The organism is Devosia sp. UYZn731 (assembly GCF_040546795.1).
Taxonomy (GTDB): domain Bacteria; phylum Pseudomonadota; class Alphaproteobacteria; order Rhizobiales; family Devosiaceae; genus Devosia.
The window spans coordinates 438,031-456,587 of the sequence record NZ_JBEPOL010000001.1 but is presented as its reverse complement, the minus strand read 5'-3'; the positions used below and the strand labels follow the sequence as shown (position 1 = coordinate 456,587).

Here is an 18,557-nt window from a genome sequence, read left to right as displayed (position 1 = left end):
ATCATTCGGCCAGTTCGCCGTCTCAAACAAGGACATGTCGACGCCTGCGCGGATTTGCCTTTGCCGTGTTGCGGGATTGACGCGGCCGGCAAAGCCAACAATCCTGAACACCCTGCCCAAGCCACCTGAAGACTGCCCAAGAAGGCCCATTGCATGTCCCAAAATCTGATTATCCACACCGCCGCCCAGTCGGCTGCGGGCGCAGCCCTGACCGTCATCTACGCCGCCGAAGGCACTCCGCCTGCGGGCGCCGGCGCGGAAATCTGGGCTGCGACGGGGCTGGATTGGCAGGCGGTGTCCAATACCGCCGGTTTCAAGGGCCGCCAGGGCCAGGTGCTGGACCTCTTGGCGCCCAATGGCGTTGCCGCGTCACGCCTCCTGGTGCTCGGCACCGGCAAGGCGGGGGAGGGGGCTGCCCTCAATGCCTGGACCGATCGCGGCGGCTCGCTGCTCGGCAAGCTCGGCCCGATGCGCGCCGAAACCGTCGCGGTGATTCTCGATGGCCCCGAGGCGACGCCGGCCGCCGTGGCCGAACTGGCCGCGGGTCTGCGCCTCCGCCATTACAAATTCGACAAATACAAAACCGCCAAGCCCGATGACGCCCCCGCAACCCTGACCATCACCCTCGTGGTCAATGACCAGCCCGCGGTCGATGCCGCCATTGCCGACCGCGCCGCCACCGTCGAGGGCACGCTGCTGGCCCGCGACCTGATCAACGAACCCGCCAATGTGCTCGGCCCGCTCGAATTCGCCGCCAAGGCGGGCGAACTCGCCAAGCTCGGCGTCGAGGTCGAAATCCTCGAGCCCGAGGAAATGGCGCGCCTCGGCATGAATTCGCTGCTGTGCGTCGCGCAAGGCTCGTCCCGCCCGGCGCGCCTCGTGGTCATGCGCTGGCTCGGCGGCAAGTCCGGCGTGCAGCCGATTGCCTTTGTCGGCAAGGGCGTCGTCTTCGATACGGGCGGCATTTCTATCAAGCCCGCCGCCTCGATGGAGGACATGAAGGGCGACATGGGTGGCGCCGCAGCCGTCACTGGCCTGATGCTGGCTCTGGCCACCCGCAAGGCCCCGGTCAACGCCATCGGCGTCATCGGTGTGGTCGAGAACTCGGTCGATGCCAACGCCGTGCGTCCGGGCGATATCGTCAAGGCGATGAGCGGCACCACCATCGAGGTCAACAACACCGATGCCGAAGGCCGCCTCGTGCTGGCCGACGCGCTCTGGTACACGCAGGACCGCTTCAAGCCCAAATTCATGATCAACCTCGCCACCCTGACCGGCGCCATCATCGTCGCCCTCGGCCATGATCATGGCGGCCTCTTCTCCAACAATGACGAGCTCTCCGCCCAACTCCTCAATGCCGGCCTCGCCGCCAACGAGAAGCTCTGGCGCATGCCGCTCGGGCCGGCCTACGACAAGATCATCGAGTCGCGCTTCGCCGATATCAAGAATTCCGCCGGCCGCGCCGGTGGCTCCATCCTCGCCGCCCAGTTCCTGCAGCGCTTCGTCAACGGCGTGCCCTGGGCCCACCTCGATATCGCCGGCACCGCCTTCGGCACCAGCGCCACCGAAATCAACACCTCCTGGGCCTCCGGCTACGGCGTCGCGCTTCTCGATCGGCTGGTCAGGGACTATTATCAGGGCTAGGTTTGGGTCTGTTGCTGTTGTCGGCAGTCGGTTTCTTCACCCTGCTTTAATGAAGGGCCAGATGCGTCAGTCGTCGCCTCCCCCTTCCAGGGGGAGGATCAAGGCGGGGGTCCTTCCTGCCGTTTCGATACTCGCGATCCCCCACCCAACCTCCCCCTTGAAGGGGGAGGAGCCACTCCAACGGAATGGCAACACCTTAATAATGAAGGCAAACCAATGCCCGACGTTCTCTTCTACCACCTCGAACAGCGCCCCCTTGAGGCAGTCATCCCGCAATTGCTGGAGAAGACCCTGGAGCGCGGCTGGCGTGCCGTGATCGAAGTCGGCAGCACCGAGCGCGCCGAAGCGCTCGATGCCCATCTATGGACCTATCGCGACGACAGCTTCCTCGCCCATGGCCTGGCCGGGGAGGACACCGACGCGCTCCAGCCCATCCTCATCACCACCGCCAACGACAATCCCAACGGCGCCGCCGTCCGCTTCTTTATCGATCGCGCCGTGCCCCAGACCGCCGAGGGCTACCAGCGCATCGTCTACATGTTCTCCGGCCACGATCCAGATGCCGTCAGCGAAGCCCGCATCGCCTGGCGCAACCTGCTTGCTGGCAATACCCTGACCTACTGGCAGCAGGAACCCGACGGCCGCTGGGTGAAAAAGGCCTGAGCCGCGCCGGCGCCTATTCGGACTCCTCGGCGCCATCCGACTCGCCCGTGTCCTCCTCGCTCGTGCCTTCGTCGCCCGAGCCGATGATGTCATTGACGTAGAGGTCGTGCATGTCGCCGGTCAGCGTATAGCAATAGGTGATCTGCGCATCGCTATTGCTGTACCAGGCATTGGCGGTATCGCACTGCGTGCCGAGGAACGTGATCGGCCGCGGCAATACGAACTTGGCCGACACCAGCGCCGCTGCATTGTCCAAAATGGCGCGCGACTGCAATTCGTCCTTGTATTGCTCGAAGCCCGGCGCCGCGTCCTCATAAACCACCGTTATCGCCTCACCCGTATGGCCTTCGGTGGCCAGGAACGGCTCCAGCAGCTTGTTCCAGGCCCGCTCCGCATCCGAATAGGTGTACGAACACTCCGCCTGCCCATCGGCGTCCATGTCATAGGCGTCGGCCGTTTCCTTGTAGTCCTCGGGCTTGGCGCCCACCATCATGCAGACCATGGCATAGGCGCGCTGGATATCCAGGCTATGCGAGTCGTAATAGGACAGGTCTTCCACCGTCGCCCGATCGGCTTTGACGGCGTTGAAATACCAGCCATCCGCGCTGTCGATCAAGGCGTTCGCCGACTCATCGAGGTCCGCGGTGTCGTTGAGCATCAGGATGACGGCCAGCGCATCGGCCGCGTCCTCTTCCTTGCCCAGCACCGGCAAGTCCAGCTCATTGACCAGCAGATGCCCGATCTCGTGATACATCGTGTATTCGGCGTCATGCATGGCAAAATCCATGGCGTCGGCCGCGACCTGCTCGTCATCCTGCGCGAACGCGGACGTGCCCAGCAACCCGCAGCAAATCAATGCCGCCGCGGCGGCGCGTGTAAATTTCATTCCTGGAGTCCCCGTATTTCTGGCCCGCATAGCGCGGAAATCTAATTCTTCTGCGATACGCTCGTGCCGGTCGATGTCGGGGCGTTCTTGGATTTGCCCGTGCCCGTGGCGCGCGGTTCGGCCGAAACGTCGCTGGCCGGAATATCGGCCGAATACAGGTCGATATAGTCCTGCATCAGCTCGTAACAGAAGATGACTTCGTCATTGTCCGGATCGTAGAACGCGTTCGCCTCGCCACAGCGCTCCGCATTGAACTTGAGCGGAGTGGAAATGCTGTAATTGGCGCGCACTTCCTCGGCCACCTGGTCGAACACGCCGCTGGCGCGAAAGGCATCGGCCGCCTTTTTCAACTGTCCGCCGGCATCGTGATAAGTCACGGTGACCTTGGTGCCATGGCCGTTCTTGCCCGCGCGCGAGCCGAGCAGGCCCTCGAGACTCCGGTTGACGGTGTAATAATCGTCCGCGCAACTGCCCTGCCGATCGCTGTCGATGGCATATTCATTGGCGATCGGCCGGAACGCCGATTCATTGCTGCCCACCATCAGACAGACGATCTGGAACGCCCTTTGCCGGTCGAGGCTATGGTTGCCGTACAGGTCCTCGTCTTTGATCGTGTCGTTATAGGCCTGGCCCGATAGCAGCCAGCCATAAGCCGCGTCCGCCAGCGCCTGGTCGGCCTCCGGCGTGCCTTTGCGCAGCAGCGTCCAGGTCGCCATGTTGTCTGCCGCGTCCTCTTCCTTGCCCAGCACCGGCAGGTTGAGCTGATGCACCAGCATGTGCCCGATCTCGTGATACAGCACGAACAGGCTGTTATTGGCGGCAAAACGGTTGATCGTGGCGCGTTGCGCCTTGCTCGTCGGCTGTGCAGCTACAGAACCAGCGCCCAGAATAACCGCGAGGAGAACGAGGACCAGGCGGATGCGTGACGCGCGCATGTACTGACTTTCAGCCGGAGTAGCCGGGACCACCAAAGTGCAACGGGGCGTTCGTGTCAACTCACGTCACGCCGCCAAGTTAATCGCTCCTCTCGCCAAGACTAGTCCGCACGGAACAGCGTCCCGTGCGGCCCGTTGCGTCAGGCGTTCTCGGCACTCTCCAGCTCAGCGCTCAGCGCCAGCCACTGCTCTTCGGTCGTGTCGAGGTCAGCGCCAAACCGTGCCTTGTCCTTGCCCAGCGCGATCAGCCGGTCGGCCGGCCCGTTGTAAATCTTGGGATCGTCCAACTGGTTCTGGATCTTCCCGATTTCCACCTTCAGGCGCGCAATCTTGGTTTCAGTGTCTTTGATGCTGGCCTTGATCGGCGCGATCGCCTCGCGCTTGGCCGCGGCCTCCTGCTTGGCGGCCTTGCGGTCTTCCTTGCTGCCCTTGGGCTCCTTGCCGCCCACGATGCTGCGCTGATAGCTGTCCAGATCCTCGTCCAGCACCTTGATCGTGCCGCCCTCGGCGATCCACAGCGTATCGCAGGTGGCTTCCACCAGATGGCGATCGTGGCTGATGATCAGCACCGCGCCTTCATACTCGTTGAGCGCATGCACCAAGGCATCGCGGCTATCGATATCGAGATGGTTGGTCGGCTCGTCGAGGATCATCATCCCCGGCCCGCCGAACGTGATCAGCCCCATCAGCAGCCGCGCCCGCTCGCCACCGCTGAGGTTCTTGGCCGGCGTATCCATGCGCGACTTGGTCAGCCCCATCTGGCTCAACCGCGACCGGCGCTTGCTTTCCGGGTCCGTCGGCATCAGTTCGATAATGTGCTCGAACGGCGTCCATTCCGGCTTGAGCTTGTCCATCTGGTGCTGCGCAAAGTGCGCAATCTCCAGCTTCTTGCCCTTGTTGAACGTCCCGCCCAACGGCTTGATATCACCTGCCAACAGCTTGGCGAAAGTCGATTTACCGTTGCCGTTGACCCCGATCAGCGCGATCCGGTCCTCGGGATCGATGCGCATGTTGATATTGCGCAAAATGGTCTTGTCGCCATAGCCGGCCGACACGCCATCCAGCGAGATCATCGGCGTCGCCGCTTCCGCCTTGGGCTGCTGGAAGGTGAAGGGCGCCGAATATTCGTCGAACATCGCCGCCGGCGGCTTCAGCTTTTCGATCATCTTGATGCGCGCCTGAGCCTGCTTGGCCTTGGTGGCCGAAGCGCGGAACCGGTCCACGAACTTCTGCATATGCGCAACTTGATCCAGCGATTTCTCGCGGCTCTTGTTGTTCAGCTCCATCTGCATGCGGCGGGTGGATTCGAAGGTGTCGTAATTGCCTTTGTAGAAGGTCAGTTGCTTGTGCTCGAGATGGATGATCGAGTTGACCGACTTGTTCAGCAGGTCGCGGTCATGGCTGATCATGAACACGGTATAGGGATAGGTGGCGAGATACTTCTCCAGCCACAGCGTGCCTTCCAGATCGAGATAGTTGGTCGGCTCGTCGAGCAGCAGCAGGTCCGGCTGGCTGAACAGCACGCCCGCCAGCGCCACGCGCATGCGCCAGCCGCCCGATAGCTCATGGGTTGGCCCGTTCTGCCGGTCATGCTCGAAGCCAAGACCCTTCAAAATCGTCGACGCCCGCGCTTCGGCGGTATGCGCATCGATATCGGCCAGCCGCATATAGATTTCGCCGATCCGCTCCGGATCGGTCGCCGTCTCGGCCTCCGCCATCAACGCGGTGCGCTCCTTGTCGGCGGCCATCACCACTTCCAGCACGCTCTCATTGCCGGCCGGCGCTTCCTGCGCCACCGCGCCGATGCGCGCCTTCTTGACCAGCTCGATACTGCCCGCGTCGGGTGCCAGATGGTTCTGGATCAGGTGGAACAGCGTGGTCTTGCCCGTGCCGTTCTTGCCCACGAAGCCGGTCTTGGAGCCGGTCGGCAGCGTCACCGACGCGCCATCGAACAGCTCGCGGCCCTGGATGCGATAGATGAGATTATTGATGGTCAGCATGGCGAGACGATCTGAAAACGAGGAAATTGGTGAAGCCGCAGCGAAAAAGCGCGCGTGCTCGCGAATTACCGTGCTGGATAGAGTTTCAGCGCGCCCTTGGCAACCGCCCGCCGCACATGGCTGCCTCTTGGTCTGACCGGCGCGGGATCACCGCGCCGGTATTTGTTGGTCAGGCGCCTGCAGCCACCGCCGCGCCCAACGCTTGACGCTCCGCGTCGGTAAACTCGATCCGCTCCAGCGCCGCATCCAGCAGGATCATCATCCCGCCCTGCCGGGGCACCGCGCCCAGCAACACACTCTTCTTGCCGTCCGTACCCAGCACAAACGGCCGCTCGCCCCGTTTAAACCCACTATGGGCGTCTTGATACTTCTTGCCGTCCAGCGTGTATTTGGCCGTGTAGGTCGTGCCCATCAGCCCGAAGAACAGCTTGCGCGTGATGGCCACTGTCGCCGGCACCGGCACCAGTTGCACCGGCTCCCTCAGCGTCCGCACAAAACGAGAATCTCGCCGCGCCTTGTTCAACAGCCCTAGCCCCAATGCCAGGAAGCCGGCGCCGATGGCCGCCGCCACGATGGTGCGATTCCACAACATGTCGAGCCCGAGGCTGAGCGTGGCCATGCTCGGATGGCTGGCCGAGCGGATGACGCTGACCTGATAGTCCCCATTGGACGGATCGAGGAACAGATAATGCAGCGACGCCTCGACGTGCTTGCCCTTGATGTCATAGGAAATATCGGCGCCGCAGCTTTCCATGAAGCCGCGATAGGTCGAGCACTCGCCATTGCGAATATCGGCCTCGGGCACTTCCACCGGATCGGCCTGGATAATGAAGTCGCGCACCAGATTGGGCCCGACCCAAATGGCCCCGCCGACAACCAGCGCAAACATGAACAGCGCCAGCACCACGGTGGCCTTTGCCGACCCGATGCCACTTTTCGCCACCAGCAGGGGCCGCGTCGGGAAGGCGTTTGAAATATCGCTCATGAAAGACTCGATGATTGGAAACCGTACAATGGAGACAGCCATCCCATTGTCCGCGCGATTTTGGCAAGGCCGCCCTTGAACACAATTGTAACGATCCGCGCCGGTGCGCCATGCGCTCCACCAGTCTTGCCTCTGTCAAACTCTGACGCTACAAGGCGCGACCCTTACAAAAATGAATCCAAAATCAAGGACCAGTTTCAATGGCTCTCGAACGCACCTTTTCCATTCTGAAGCCCGACGTCGTCCGCCGCAATCTGATCGGCAAGGTTCTCGCCAAGTTCGAGGAAGCCGGTCTGCGCCCCGTCGCGCTCAAGAAGATCCACATGACCCGCGCTCAGGCCGAGGGTTTCTATGCCGTCCATAAGGATCGCCCCTTCTTCGGCGAACTGGTCGAGCAGATGATCGCCTCGCCGGTTGTCGTGCAGGTTCTGGAAGGCGAAAACGCCATCCTCAAGAACCGTGAAGTCATGGGCGCCACCAACCCGGCCAATGCCGCTGACGGCACCATCCGCAAGGAATTTGCCCTCTCGATCGGCGAAAACTCGGTTCACGGCTCGGACGCTCCCGAGACCGCTGCCTCCGAGATCAAGTTCTTCTTCACCGACGACGAAATCGTCGGCTGATCATGCCCTACGTCAACGTCCGCATCCTCGATGACAATGTCACTGCCCAGCAGAAGTCGGACGTGATCGCCGGCATCACCGATGTGCTGGTCAAGGTGCTCGGCAAGAACCCCGACAGCACCTTCGTCGTCATCGATGAAGTGCCGTTGGAAAACTGGGGTTACAAGGGCAAATCCGTCGCCGAACTGCGGAAGCAGCCCAAGGCCTAAGCCTCCAAACTGTCTCCCCTCTCCCCTTGTGGGAGAGGGACAGACCTGACGCGTCCAGCGGAAGGTCAGGGTGAGGGGTTTCTTCCGCAGCCACCAATCGCCCTATCACCGCTGACCCCTCATCCGCCCTTTGGGCACTTTCTCCCACAAGGGGAGAAGGGAAGAGTCAGATGGGCCGCCCGCCGGGCGGCCTTTTTGCTTGTTTGTGCTATACTGCACTTTAATTCTGAGCTCCTTCGCTGCCTCCCGTCGACAAAGGGGAGGGCCGGGTAGGGGTTCTCACCCCACCCGAAAGAACTGCATTGTCACTTCCCGACACTATCATCGCCCCACTCGCCCGCGCCCTTGCCGCCAAGGGCTATGAAACCCTGACCGCCGTGCAGGACGCCGTCATCGCCGATGACGCCGCCGGCCGCGATCTCCTCGTCTCCGCCCAGACCGGCTCCGGCAAGACCGTCGCCTTCGGCATGGCCATCGCCCCCACGCTGCTGGGCGATGCCGAGCGCTTCACCGAACTCGGCGCCCCCATGGCGCTGATCATCGCTCCCACCCGCGAACTCGCTTTGCAAGTGCAGCGCGAACTCGATTGGCTCTATGCCGAAGCCGGCGCCAAGACCGCGTCCTGCGTTGGCGGCATGGACATGCGCACCGAGCGCCGCGCTCTCGAACGTGGCGCGCATATCGTCGTCGGCACCCCCGGTCGCCTGCGCGATCACATCACCAAGGGTGTGCTCGACATGTCGGCTTTGCGCGCCGTCGTCCTCGACGAAGCCGACGAAATGCTCGATCTGGGCTTCCGCGAAGACCTCGAATTCATCCTCGACGCCGCTCCCGAAGATCGCCGCACCCTGCTTTTCTCCGCGACCGTTCCCAAGCAGATCGCCCAATTGGCGAAGACCTTCCAGAACGATGCCCTGCGCATCTCGGCCACCAATTCGGCCGAACAGCACGCCGATATCGACTACAAGCTGATGCTGGTTCCCGCAGCTGAGCGCGAAAACGCCATCATCAACACGCTGCTCTATTTCGACAGCGCCAATACCCTGGTGTTCGCCTCCACCCGCGAAGGCGTCAAGCACCTGTCCTCGCGCCTGCACAATCGCGGTTTCGACGTCGTCACCCTGTCGGGCGAACTCAGCCAGGCCGAGCGCACCAACGCGCTGCAATCCATGCGTGACGGCCGCGCCCGCATATGCGTTGCCACCGACGTCGCCGCCCGCGGCATCGATCTGCCCAATCTCGACCTCGTCATCCACGCCGATATGCCGACCAATCCCGATACGCTCCTGCATCGTTCGGGCCGCACCGGCCGGGCAGGGCGCAAGGGCACCTGCGTGCTCATCGTGCCGATGCATCGCCGCAATGCCGTCCAGCGCACGCTCAAACTGGCCAAGCTCGACGTCACCAACATGGCGCCCCCGACCAGCGCCGATATCGATGCCCGCTACCGCGAATCCATCCTGACCGATGTCGCCCTCACCGCCGCCATCGGCGAGGAAGAGGCACCCTTCGTCGCCGAACTGCTGTCGCGCTACACGCCCGACGCCATTGCCGCCGCCTACCTGCGCCAGCAGCTCGCCGCCCGCCCGACCCCCGAGGAAGTCACCGAGAACGCTCAGCCCGGCAAACCCGGCGACAGCGATCCCCGCGTCCGCGAAAAGTTCGAAGGCGGCACCTGGTTCAAGGTCTCCGTCGGTCGCAAGCACAAGGCCGAGCCGCGCTGGCTCCTGCCCATGCTCTGCAAGGCCGGCAATGTCACCAAGGTCGCCATCGGCTCGATCCGCATTTTCGATACCGAAAGCCACTTCGAAGTCGCCGCCGGCAAGGCCGACGCCTTTGCCAAGTCTGTCGAAAAGAACGGCTCCGGCGAACGCGGCGTCTTCATCACCGCCATCGACGGCCCCGGCGAACGCACCGAAGGCCGTACCCGCCCACCGGCTGCTCAGCGCCGCCCCGAAGGCCCCATCGAACGCTTTGATCCGTCCGCGCCGCGCCCCGAACGTGCCGATCGCCAGTCCCGCTACGGCTCGGGCGGCCTGCAAGCCGATGATTTCGCTGCCCCCGCCACCGGTGCCTGGAACCCTGCTGCCGAAACGACCGAGCCGCGTGCGCCCCGGCCCGATTTCGACAAGCCACGCGCCCCCAAGGTGACCAAGGCCCCGCCGAGCAAGGACAAGGGCAAGCCGAAGTGGAGCGCCGACAAAGCGGCCGGTGCCCCGCCGAAAAAGGAAAAGGTCTTCAAGCCCAAGGACCACAAGGCCAAGCGCAAGCCGCAGGTCTAGTTGCCATCGTTCCAACAACCGACCAGAATGGCCATCGCAAACGCTTTGGCCATTCTGGAGCAACGACAATGGGCGAGAACACCAACCCTTTCGACGGCCAGGTCATGCGCGACGCGCATTACCAACGGGCCGACATGACCGGGTCCAACTTCGATGGGGTCAACCTCACCGAAGCCAAGTTCTATGCGGTGCTCGCGAGAGCGACAGTCACCGATACCGACCTGGGCAATGCGGTGTTCGATGACGTCAATCTCGCCGGAGCGAAATTCAATAACATCAATCTTTCGGGTATCGCGGTAACCGACGCCAACTTGTCCAACGCCACATTTGACGGCGTCTCATTGGCCAATGCGGCGATCACTAACGCCGAGCTGACCGGAATGAGAATAAACGGAATTTTGGTGACCGACCTGCTCGCCGCCTATGAACGCGCATAGTCCAGCGCTGAGCTTCTACCTAGCCTTCTTCCTTGCGTGATAGGTCAGCGCCTGCGCAATCACATGCCGCAGCGCCGCCTCGTCCGGGGCCTCCCCTATAACCACCGCCCGCGTCCCCTGATACGCAAACGCCTCAGGATAAACTTCTCGATACCCATCCACCAGATCGGTCTGGCAATTCACATAGATCGCCGGCTGCCCGCTCGCCGCATCCACATCAATCCGCACCGTCGTCCCGCTGCCGCTTTCCGGTGTCAGATAACTCACCTGACCCCATTTCAGCGTCTCCTCCAGCGCTCCGACGCCCGGTGTGCTCGCCGCAGTCTCGATGATCATTTCCCGCAGCCGTAACAGCCGATCACGCACTGCCACTGGATACGCCTCGAACACCGCCGCAACAGCCGCATCCATCGCCAGCCCCCTCAAGCCCGATCTGCTCTCGGCAGAGGTCTATAGATGAAGGCCCATTCCGCCCCGGTCAAGTTGTCGGGCAAGTCGCTGCCGTCAAAACCGGTTCGCGTGGTTATGCCAATGGGGACCATCTGCTGGTCCTCGCCGCCTCTTCACAATCGTCCCGAGGGCGACTATCTAGCACCTGTCTGGACGGCCAGGCGCTTTCATCTTTTCCTCGGGACGACCCGAAACCACGGAGCAATCCAATGGCATGGGTCTATCTCGCTATCGCCGGCCTGTTTGAAATGGGCTGGGCGATTGGCCTCAAATATACCGACGGCTTCACCCGCCTCACCCCCACCATCCTCACCGTCGGCGCCATGATTATCAGCGTCGTGCTACTCGGCATCGCCCTGCGCGATCTGCCCGTCGGCACCGGCTACGCCGTCTGGACCGGCATCGGCACGGTCGGCACCGCCATCCTCGGCATGATGCTGTTCGGCGATGCCGCCACGGTCGCCCGCTTGGTCTCCATCGGCCTCATCATCGCCGGCATTGCCGGCCTGAAACTGTTTTCCTGACAACGACTTGGCCCTGCCGCCGGATTCAATTTCGGCGGCAGTTGAATCAGTGCGCGAGCCAGTTGACTCAAAACCTGAACCACCAAGGTGTGACAAAAAAGTACGGGTTCCCCACCATCTGCGTCACTCCCGAAAATGTTAGTAGGTCGGCACAAAAAATTTGTTAGATTCCAGCCTATTGAAATGCCGTTCGCGTCACCGGCCCGCATTTTGGAGAGCAGATAGTGCCCTTGCGCTGGCAGGAAGTGGCCGTGCCACTGATCGTGATCGTTTCCCTTCTCATTCTCAAACACATTCCGGGCCTCGAAACTCTGCCACTGGCACGCGCTGCGGGCGTCGTCGCCTTCGCCTATGCGGCCTTTCTGGCGCTGCGCATTGTGCAATCCGAGGAGGCCATCCAGGTCGATGGCTGGGCCGAACTGCGCCCCTCCATGGTCGAGTATTTCGCCTGCTACGGCGCCGCTGCGCTGGCTATCGTGTTGATGTCCGCCGTCATCGTCATCGGCGGCACCAGAATTGTCCCACAAACCCAGATGATCGCCGCCTTCATCGCCTCGGTCAGCCTCGGCTTAGGCGCCGTCGCCATCGGGCTGGGCGGCCTGTTCGTCAAAGTACGCTGGAACAATTCCGCCCTCGAACGCCAATCCGCCTTCGGCAAGCTCACCACCATCGCCTGGTCCGACGTCCGCTCTGTCCGCCCCAATTGGCGCGGCATCACCATCGCTACCCATGATCGCCAGAAGGTAACATTCTCGCAGTTCCACACCGGCGCCGCCGCCCTGGCCCAACACGCCGCCAACCGCGCCCGTCGCAACGCCGAAACCGCAACCAAGGCTTTCGCGCTTTAGCGCCAGCGTTTCCACACCCGCCGTCCTTCCCGCGGACTTGATCCGCGGGCCTCGCTCCACGCGTAATGCGCGACCAGACACCCGCGCATCAATTCCGCTGCCTCGAGTCTGGTGACAGCACCCCCAGCCAACCTCCCCCTCAAGGGGTAGGGGCCACTCCGTGAGTTTGACTCGATCCCGCCAAATGAGTGGCGCCATTCCTCCCCCTCGAGGGGGAGGCTAGGTGGGGGTGCGTTTAGCCCGATGACGACCATCGGCCACTCCCCCCATCACTCCCCTTCATCCCACCCATCACCACAATCACATTTACCCCCCGACCACCCTCGCGTACCTTGCCCCCACAGCAAGCCCGAGCCGCCGCCATGAACAAGCCTATCGTCGCCCGCATCGCCCGTTCGGTCTGTCCGCACGATTGTCCATCGGCCTGCGCGCTCGATGTCGAAATCATCGATGACCACACCATCGGTCGCGTCCGCGGCGCCAAGGACGATCCCTACACCGCCGGCGTCATCTGCGAAAAAGTCGCCCGCTATGCCGAGCGCGTGCATCACCCCGATCGCCTGACCCACCCGCTGCGCCGCATCGGCCCCAAAGGGGCAGGGCAGTGGGCTCCCATCTCCTGGGACGAGGCCCTCGACGAAATAGCCGCCAAATTCACCGCCATCGAAGCCGAACACGGCGCCGAAGCCATCTGGCCCTATTACTACGCCGGCACCATGGGCCATGTGCACCGTGACGGCATCGATCGCCTGCGCGCCGCGAAGGGCTATTCCAACCAATACGACACCATCTGCACCGGCACCGCCTGGCCCGGCTATATCGCCGGCACCGGCATGCTGGGCGGCGTCAACCCCGAACAGATGGCCGAGAGCGACTGCGTGGTCATCTGGGGCACCAATGCGGTGCACACCCAGGTCAACGTCATGACCCACGCCATGCGCGCCAAGAAGGAGCGCAGCGCCAAGATCGTCGTCATCGATATCTACCGCACCGCCACCATGGCCCAGGCCGATCTCGGCCTGATCGTGCGCCCCGGCACCGATGGCGCGCTTGCCGTCGCCGTCATGCATGTGCTGCTGCGTGATAACCTCGCCGACCGCGCCTATATGGAAAAGTACACCGATTTCGGCCCCGATTTCGAAGCCCATCTGGCCACCAAAACCCCCGAATGGGCCGCAGAAATCACCGGCCTGACCACAACCGAAATCGAAGCCTTCGCTCACCTCGTCGGCACCACGCCGCGCTCCTATTTCCGCCTCGGCTACGGCTTCACCCGCCAGCGCAACGGCGCCACCGCCATGCACGCGGCCCTCTGCATTCCCGCCATGACCGGCGCCTGGCAGCATCGCGGCGGCGGCGCCTTCCACTCCAATTCCGGCACCTGGGCCCTCGACAAATCCCGCATCACCGGCCCCCACCTGCAAAAAGGCAATCCGCGCGAACTCGACATGTCTGAGATCGGCCCGATCCTGACTGGCGACGCCAAGGCGCTCAAGGGCGGCGGCCCGGTCAAGGCGATGATCGTGCAAAACACCAACCCCGCCAGCGTCGCCCCCAACCAGAACCTGACCCGCCAGGGTTTTGCCCGCGAAGACCTGTTCCTCGTCGTCCACGAGCAGTTCATGACCGAAACGGCCGAAATGGCCGATATCGTCCTGCCCGCCACCATGTTTCTCGAACACAACGATTATTACACCCGTGGCGGCCATACCCGCGTGCTCTACGGCCCCAAACTCATCGAGCGCCCCGGCCAGACCTGGTCCAACCACGAAGTCATCAATGCCCTGGCCCTTCGCCTCGGCCTCGACGATGACATCTTTCGCACTAAGGACCGCGACGTCGTCGCCGAAACCTTCCGCCGCTCCAACTACGGCAATCTCGACGAGATCGAAAAAGTCGGCTTCGTCGATCGCGAACGCCCCGACGACGTGGCCCGTTTCGCCGCCGGCTTCGCCTGGCCCGACAAACGCTTCCGCTTCGCCCCCAACTGGCAAGGCACCGCCGACAAGAAGGGCTATCTCTGGACCTGCGACCCGGCCGATATGCCGCGCTTCGCCGACCATTGGGACATCATCGAGAACGCCACAACCGAGCATCCCTTCCGCCTCGCCACCAGCCCGGCACGCGGCTTCCTCAATTCCACCTTCAACGAAACCCCCGGCAGCCAGCGCCGCGAAGGCCCGCCCTCGGTCTTCATCCACCCCGACGACGCCGCCGCCAACGCCATCGCCGACGGCGACTACGCCACCCTCGGCAATCATCGCGGCTCCGTCGACCTGATCGCCCGCATCTCCACCGGCATGTCTTTGGGCGTCCTTGTCGCCGAGGGCCTCCACCCCAACAAGGCCCACCGTCGTGGCCAGGGCATCAACACGCTGACGAGCGCCGCCCCCGCGCCGCCCTTTGGTGGAGCGTCATTTCATGACGCCGCAGTGTGGATCAGGAAGGCGGATTAAGGGGAAGCGATCACCGCTTGCCGCTCGCCGCTCAGCTACGCTTGCCCCGCACTCTCCCCCCACTCGATCTTCCCGCGGGCTTGACCCGCGGGCCACTCTCAGCCGACGCCGAACATCGTGAGTGGGGTGAGGGGCCCGCGGGTCAAGCCCGCGGGAAGGCCGGTGGGTGTGACTCGATCGAGTTGGGGAGCGGAGAGAAGCCTCCTTGATGGGTAGGAGGGGTATGCTCGGAGTTCGCCCTCAGGAATAAGCCTTCCAGAAAAAATACCCCGTCATCCCGATCCCATAAATGATCACCCCCGCCCGGATCGCCTCCCTGGGAAACCGGTGCGCATTCCTTGCCGCCACATAGGCCCCGATCGTCACCCCCACCATGGCGATCGAGCCATGATACCAGTCGATCGATCCGCTCAGCGCAAACCGCGCCACCGCCACGATCGCCACCACGGCCGCGATCCACATCTTGAGCCCGTTCATGGCGTGGATATCGCTCATCCCCGCCGTCGCGAGGAACGCCAGCGTCAAAATCCCCAGCCCGGCGTTGAAGAACCCGCCATAGACACAAACCAGCGCCAAGAACGCCAGCAGCAGCATCGTGCCCAGCGCCTTCATCCCGCGCCGCCCGCCACCGCGCTGCGCCATCCAGCCATTGATCTGGTTGCCGAAGGCGAACAACACCACCGCGAACAGCATCAGCCACGGCACGATCACGGAAAACTGCGCATCCGACACCACCAGCAGCAGTTCGGCCCCCACGTAGCCGAAGATCAACGCGACGATGGAATAGACCACCAGCCGATCCTTATGCGCCCAGATCCCCGACCAATACCCGACCGCGCCGCTGACATAGCCGGGCAGGGCCGCATACGTATTGGACGCATTGGCGATCACCGGCGGCACCCCCACCGCCAACAGCGCCGGAAACACGATGAACGAGCCGCCGCCAGCAAGCGAATTCACCGCCCCGCCCAACAACCCCGCAATCAGCAACAGCAGTTCCGTCATTCTTCACCCCGAGGTCCGGGAGGACGACAATATCGCCCACCCACATCCTTGTCGCCCACCCACCGTCCTTCCCGCGGACTTGATCCGCGGGCCGCTTCGCCTGCACGCCGTGTTCAGTATGGCCGTGCCGTAGCATCCCCCGTGCCTAACGCCAATCGACTCCGCCGCCCAACATATTACGCTTATGCTGTCCATCGCCGCGGTGAATGCCCTCGTTGACAAATCCCGTCGCCGCGCTCATTACCCCGCTCAGGTTACTGGCACCTGCCGCTCGCCGGGAGTGATCCCGATGGTGAAGCCAGTTCGTTAAGCAAGAAGTCCAGCATGCTGGTTCCCTTTGCGAGGCGTTTCATGGCAAGGCGAGCCCCATGAATTTGACGCCTCACGCATTGTGAAGGACCTCGTCATGTCGTTTTCCCTCGACACCCCAAGCATTCTAACCCTCAAATCCGAGGCCAAGGCCCTGCGCGACGAACGCGCCAAGGCCGGCACCCCGCTGACCCACGGCGCCGCTCTCGAAGTCATTGCAAAGTCTCATGGATTCCGAGATTGGAACACGGCCCGTGCCGTGCTGCCCGAACGCGTCGCCACCCCGTTCCAGGTCGGCTGGCGCGTCAAAGGCACCTATCTCGGCCACCCCATCAAGGGCCTCGTCGTCGCCGTGCAGCTCATGTCCGACATGCAGCACCACAAGGTCAGCGTGAAACTGGACGAGCCCGTCGACGTCGTCACCTCGTCCCTGTTCTCCGCTTTCCGCAAAAGAGTGACCTCAACCCTTGATATCTATGGCGTTTCTCCCGCGCGGACTGGAAACGGCGAACCCCAAATGCGGCTCACGCGGGAGTAGAAACCGGCGGGCAGGGCACCTGCCTTGCCCTCCATCGTCATTTACCGATAGACTGACGGCATCTTCAGCCAAATGGACCGCGCCATGATCACCCAGACCAAGCCGATAGAAGCCTATTCCCTGCCCACGCCGAACGGGCAGAAGCTGCATATCATGCTGGAAGAGCTTGGCGTTCCATACACTTACCACCGTATCGATATCGGCAAGGGCGAGCAGTTCACGCCGCAATTCCTGGCCATTTCGCCCAATAACAAAATCCCCGCCATCGTCGATCCCGAAGGTCCCGGCGGCACTCCGATCTCGGTCTTCGAATCCGGCGCCATCCTCAAATATCTCGCCCTCAAATTCGGCAAGCTCTACCCCACCGATCCACGCCAGCAGGTCGCGGTCGACGAATGGCTGTTCTGGCAGGTCGGCGGCTTCGGCCCGATGCTGGGGCAAAACAACCACTTCTCGGTCTATGCCCCAGAGAAAATTCCTTACGCAATAAAGCGCTACAGCGATGAAACGCATCGCCTTTTTGGCGTCCTCAACAAGCGCCTCGCCGGCCGCGACTACATTGCCGACGACTATTCCATCGCCGATATCGCCGCCATCGGCTGGGCCCAGAGCGCCGAACGCTACGGCATCACCCGCGAAGAATTCCCGGACTTCTACGCCTGGTTCGATCGCCTCAACGCCCGCCCCGCAGTCGCCAAAGGCCTCGAAATCGGCAAGGTCGCACAGGCCACCAGCCTGGCCGACGATAAGGAAGCCCAGAAAATCCTGTTCAATCAACGCGCTCGCTAAGATAGGTCGCCGCGCCTTCGGGCGCGGTGTCTATTCCTCGGCGACCGGCGGCGGGGCTCGCACCCAGTCTTCGCCCTTGCACACGACGTTGAACAGCACGCAACCATTGAGCCGCGCCACGTCCGGTCCGGTCATTTCGACATAGCCCGAATACGTGTTTCCGTCCTGAGGGTTATAGATTTCGCCGTCATAGATGTTCGGCTTGGTGCTGGGCAGCAGCGTCAGGATTTGCAGTCCCAGCATCGGCCGATTGCGCAATTCCGGATCCTTGTTGCGCATGTCGGTAAACGTCGCCGGGTCCATCGCCTGCGCCGCCGCCAGCTCTTCGGGCGTCAGCCCCACGCCCGGCACGATGATCTTGCTCAGCGCGCCACAAAAGCCCTCGGGGCAGGCGGCTATGGTGATTTCCGAGAGCAGCACGGTCTGCCACACCCCCTCGATGGGGTCGGGCGCAACCACGCCCGCAGTCGGCGCTTGCGCCATGGCGACCACTATCGCACCGGCCTGAACGACCAGCGCCAGCGCCGCCACTCTCAACCCAGCCAGAAGTCCCGTGTGCACCGTGTCAGCCCGCCCCTTGCCGGGCCACGCCGATTCGACGGCGTGGATATCGTCCCGCGATTATGCCCAGGATCGCCTCGGAGCAAAGAAAATTGCAGCAGTAGCTCTCCCGCAGCCCCGACCCGCGGTGCACGGCACCAGCTATCCGGGCGCTCAACCGCTCCGTCTCCCAAGGAAAATAACGTGCTCCGAGAAAAGCTCTTGCACACCCGCTAGGTTCTCATGTACCAGCCCGTCTTGGAGAGGTGGCCGAGTGGTCGAAGGCACGCCCCTGCTAAGGGCGCAGATGGTCAAAAACTGTCTCGAGGGTTCGAATCCCTTCTTCTCCGCCATTCACCCCAGCGAACCGGTCGACCACAATTCGGTTCTCGCTGCGGTGTTATCAGACACCCCAAGTCACTGTACATAAACAA

Annotated in this window: 18 protein-coding genes and 1 tRNA gene; 12 read left to right on the top strand and 7 right to left on the bottom strand. The window is 62.9% G+C overall.

Translation table 11 applies throughout. The features are described from left to right. The first annotated feature begins 153 nt into the window (after window positions 1-153). Together ABIB57_RS02105 and ABIB57_RS02100 are read left to right on the top strand one after the other, a co-directional pair. Window positions 154-1,644 carry a leucyl aminopeptidase gene (locus tag ABIB57_RS02105; RefSeq protein ID WP_354038186.1) on the top strand — a complete coding sequence of 497 codons (1,491 nt, stop codon included), beginning with the start codon at window positions 154-156 and terminating at the stop codon, window positions 1,642-1,644. 216 nt (window positions 1,645-1,860) lie between these two features. Then, window positions 1,861-2,307 (top strand): DNA polymerase III subunit chi, encoded by a 447-nt coding sequence (locus ABIB57_RS02100; protein WP_354038185.1) that lies wholly within the window; start codon window positions 1,861-1,863, stop codon window positions 2,305-2,307. Between the two features lie 13 nt (window positions 2,308-2,320). Here the strand turns inward: ABIB57_RS02100 and ABIB57_RS02095 are convergent, their stop codons facing one another. The 4 genes from ABIB57_RS02095 to ABIB57_RS02080 form a co-directional block, all read right to left on the bottom strand. Continuing rightward, window positions 2,321-3,193, bottom strand: coding sequence for a DUF4344 domain-containing metallopeptidase (locus tag ABIB57_RS02095; protein WP_354038184.1), 873 nt, complete (start codon window positions 3,191-3,193; stop codon window positions 2,321-2,323). A gap of 41 nt (window positions 3,194-3,234) precedes the next feature. Next, window positions 3,235-4,128 carry a DUF4344 domain-containing metallopeptidase gene (locus ABIB57_RS02090; RefSeq protein WP_354038183.1) on the bottom strand — a complete coding sequence of 298 codons (894 nt, stop codon included), beginning with the start codon at window positions 4,126-4,128 and terminating at the stop codon, window positions 3,235-3,237. Window positions 4,129-4,268: 140 nt separating this feature from the next. Beyond that, window positions 4,269-6,128, bottom strand: a complete 1,860-nt coding sequence (locus ABIB57_RS02085; protein ID WP_354038182.1) for an ABC-F family ATP-binding cassette domain-containing protein — start codon at window positions 6,126-6,128, stop codon at window positions 4,269-4,271. Window positions 6,129-6,297: 169 nt separating this feature from the next. Continuing rightward, a complete protein-coding gene (locus ABIB57_RS02080; protein ID WP_354038181.1) occupies window positions 6,298-7,113 on the bottom strand; it encodes a hypothetical protein in 816 nt (271 codons plus the stop codon). Window positions 7,114-7,313: 200 nt separating this feature from the next. On the opposite strand from ABIB57_RS02080, the gene ndk reads away from it, so the two are divergent. The 4 genes from ndk (at window position 7,314) to ABIB57_RS02060 (ending at window position 10,664) form a co-directional block, all read left to right on the top strand. Further along, window positions 7,314-7,736, top strand: coding sequence for a nucleoside-diphosphate kinase (gene ndk, locus ABIB57_RS02075; protein ID WP_354038180.1), 423 nt, complete (start codon window positions 7,314-7,316; stop codon window positions 7,734-7,736). A gap of 2 nt (window positions 7,737-7,738) precedes the next feature. After that, complete coding sequence (locus ABIB57_RS02070; RefSeq protein ID WP_354038179.1) at window positions 7,739-7,945, top strand: tautomerase family protein; 207 nt, start codon at window positions 7,739-7,741, stop codon at window positions 7,943-7,945. Window positions 7,946-8,247: 302 nt separating this feature from the next. Beyond that, window positions 8,248-10,227 (top strand): DEAD/DEAH box helicase, encoded by a 1,980-nt coding sequence (locus tag ABIB57_RS02065; RefSeq protein ID WP_354038178.1) that lies wholly within the window; start codon window positions 8,248-8,250, stop codon window positions 10,225-10,227. 68 nt (window positions 10,228-10,295) lie between these two features. Next, window positions 10,296-10,664 carry a pentapeptide repeat-containing protein gene (locus ABIB57_RS02060; protein ID WP_354038177.1) on the top strand — a complete coding sequence of 123 codons (369 nt, stop codon included), beginning with the start codon at window positions 10,296-10,298 and terminating at the stop codon, window positions 10,662-10,664. Between the two features lie 15 nt (window positions 10,665-10,679). On the opposite strand, the gene ABIB57_RS02055 is transcribed toward ABIB57_RS02060, so the two are convergent. Next, complete coding sequence (locus tag ABIB57_RS02055) at window positions 10,680-11,075, bottom strand: DUF1801 domain-containing protein (RefSeq protein WP_354038176.1); 396 nt, start codon at window positions 11,073-11,075, stop codon at window positions 10,680-10,682. Between the two features lie 248 nt (window positions 11,076-11,323). Between ABIB57_RS02055 and sugE the strand changes: the two genes are divergently transcribed. The 3 genes from sugE (at window position 11,324) to ABIB57_RS02040 (ending at window position 14,942) form a co-directional block, all read left to right on the top strand. Then, complete coding sequence (sugE, locus tag ABIB57_RS02050; RefSeq protein WP_354038175.1) at window positions 11,324-11,638, top strand: quaternary ammonium compound efflux SMR transporter SugE; 315 nt, start codon at window positions 11,324-11,326, stop codon at window positions 11,636-11,638. Window positions 11,639-11,862: 224 nt separating this feature from the next. Beyond that, on the top strand, window positions 11,863-12,486 hold the full coding sequence (locus tag ABIB57_RS02045; protein ID WP_354038174.1) for a hypothetical protein: 624 nt from the start codon (window positions 11,863-11,865) through the stop codon (window positions 12,484-12,486). Between the two features lie 362 nt (window positions 12,487-12,848). Continuing rightward, window positions 12,849-14,942, top strand: a complete 2,094-nt coding sequence (locus tag ABIB57_RS02040) for a molybdopterin-dependent oxidoreductase (protein WP_354038173.1) — start codon at window positions 12,849-12,851, stop codon at window positions 14,940-14,942. A gap of 240 nt (window positions 14,943-15,182) precedes the next feature. Here the strand turns inward: ABIB57_RS02040 and ABIB57_RS02035 are convergent, their stop codons facing one another. Next, window positions 15,183-15,947: a sulfite exporter TauE/SafE family protein gene (locus ABIB57_RS02035; protein WP_354038172.1), complete on the bottom strand. Its 765-nt coding sequence runs from the start codon at window positions 15,945-15,947 to the stop codon at window positions 15,183-15,185. Window positions 15,948-16,353: 406 nt separating this feature from the next. Between ABIB57_RS02035 and ABIB57_RS02030 the strand changes: the two genes are divergently transcribed. Both ABIB57_RS02030 and ABIB57_RS02025 read left to right on the top strand, forming a co-directional pair. Next, complete coding sequence (locus tag ABIB57_RS02030) at window positions 16,354-16,794, top strand: glyoxalase superfamily protein (protein WP_354038171.1); 441 nt, start codon at window positions 16,354-16,356, stop codon at window positions 16,792-16,794. A gap of 84 nt (window positions 16,795-16,878) precedes the next feature. Continuing rightward, window positions 16,879-17,583 (top strand): glutathione S-transferase N-terminal domain-containing protein, encoded by a 705-nt coding sequence (locus ABIB57_RS02025; RefSeq protein ID WP_354038170.1) that lies wholly within the window; start codon window positions 16,879-16,881, stop codon window positions 17,581-17,583. A gap of 30 nt (window positions 17,584-17,613) precedes the next feature. Here the strand turns inward: ABIB57_RS02025 and ABIB57_RS02020 are convergent, their stop codons facing one another. Then, window positions 17,614-18,144 carry a DUF2147 domain-containing protein gene (locus ABIB57_RS02020; protein WP_354038169.1) on the bottom strand — a complete coding sequence of 177 codons (531 nt, stop codon included), beginning with the start codon at window positions 18,142-18,144 and terminating at the stop codon, window positions 17,614-17,616. 239 nt (window positions 18,145-18,383) lie between these two features. Here ABIB57_RS02020 and ABIB57_RS02015 point away from each other — a divergent pair. Continuing rightward, a tRNA-Ser gene (locus ABIB57_RS02015) sits at window positions 18,384-18,476 on the top strand. The last annotated feature ends 81 nt before the right edge of the window (window positions 18,477-18,557 follow it).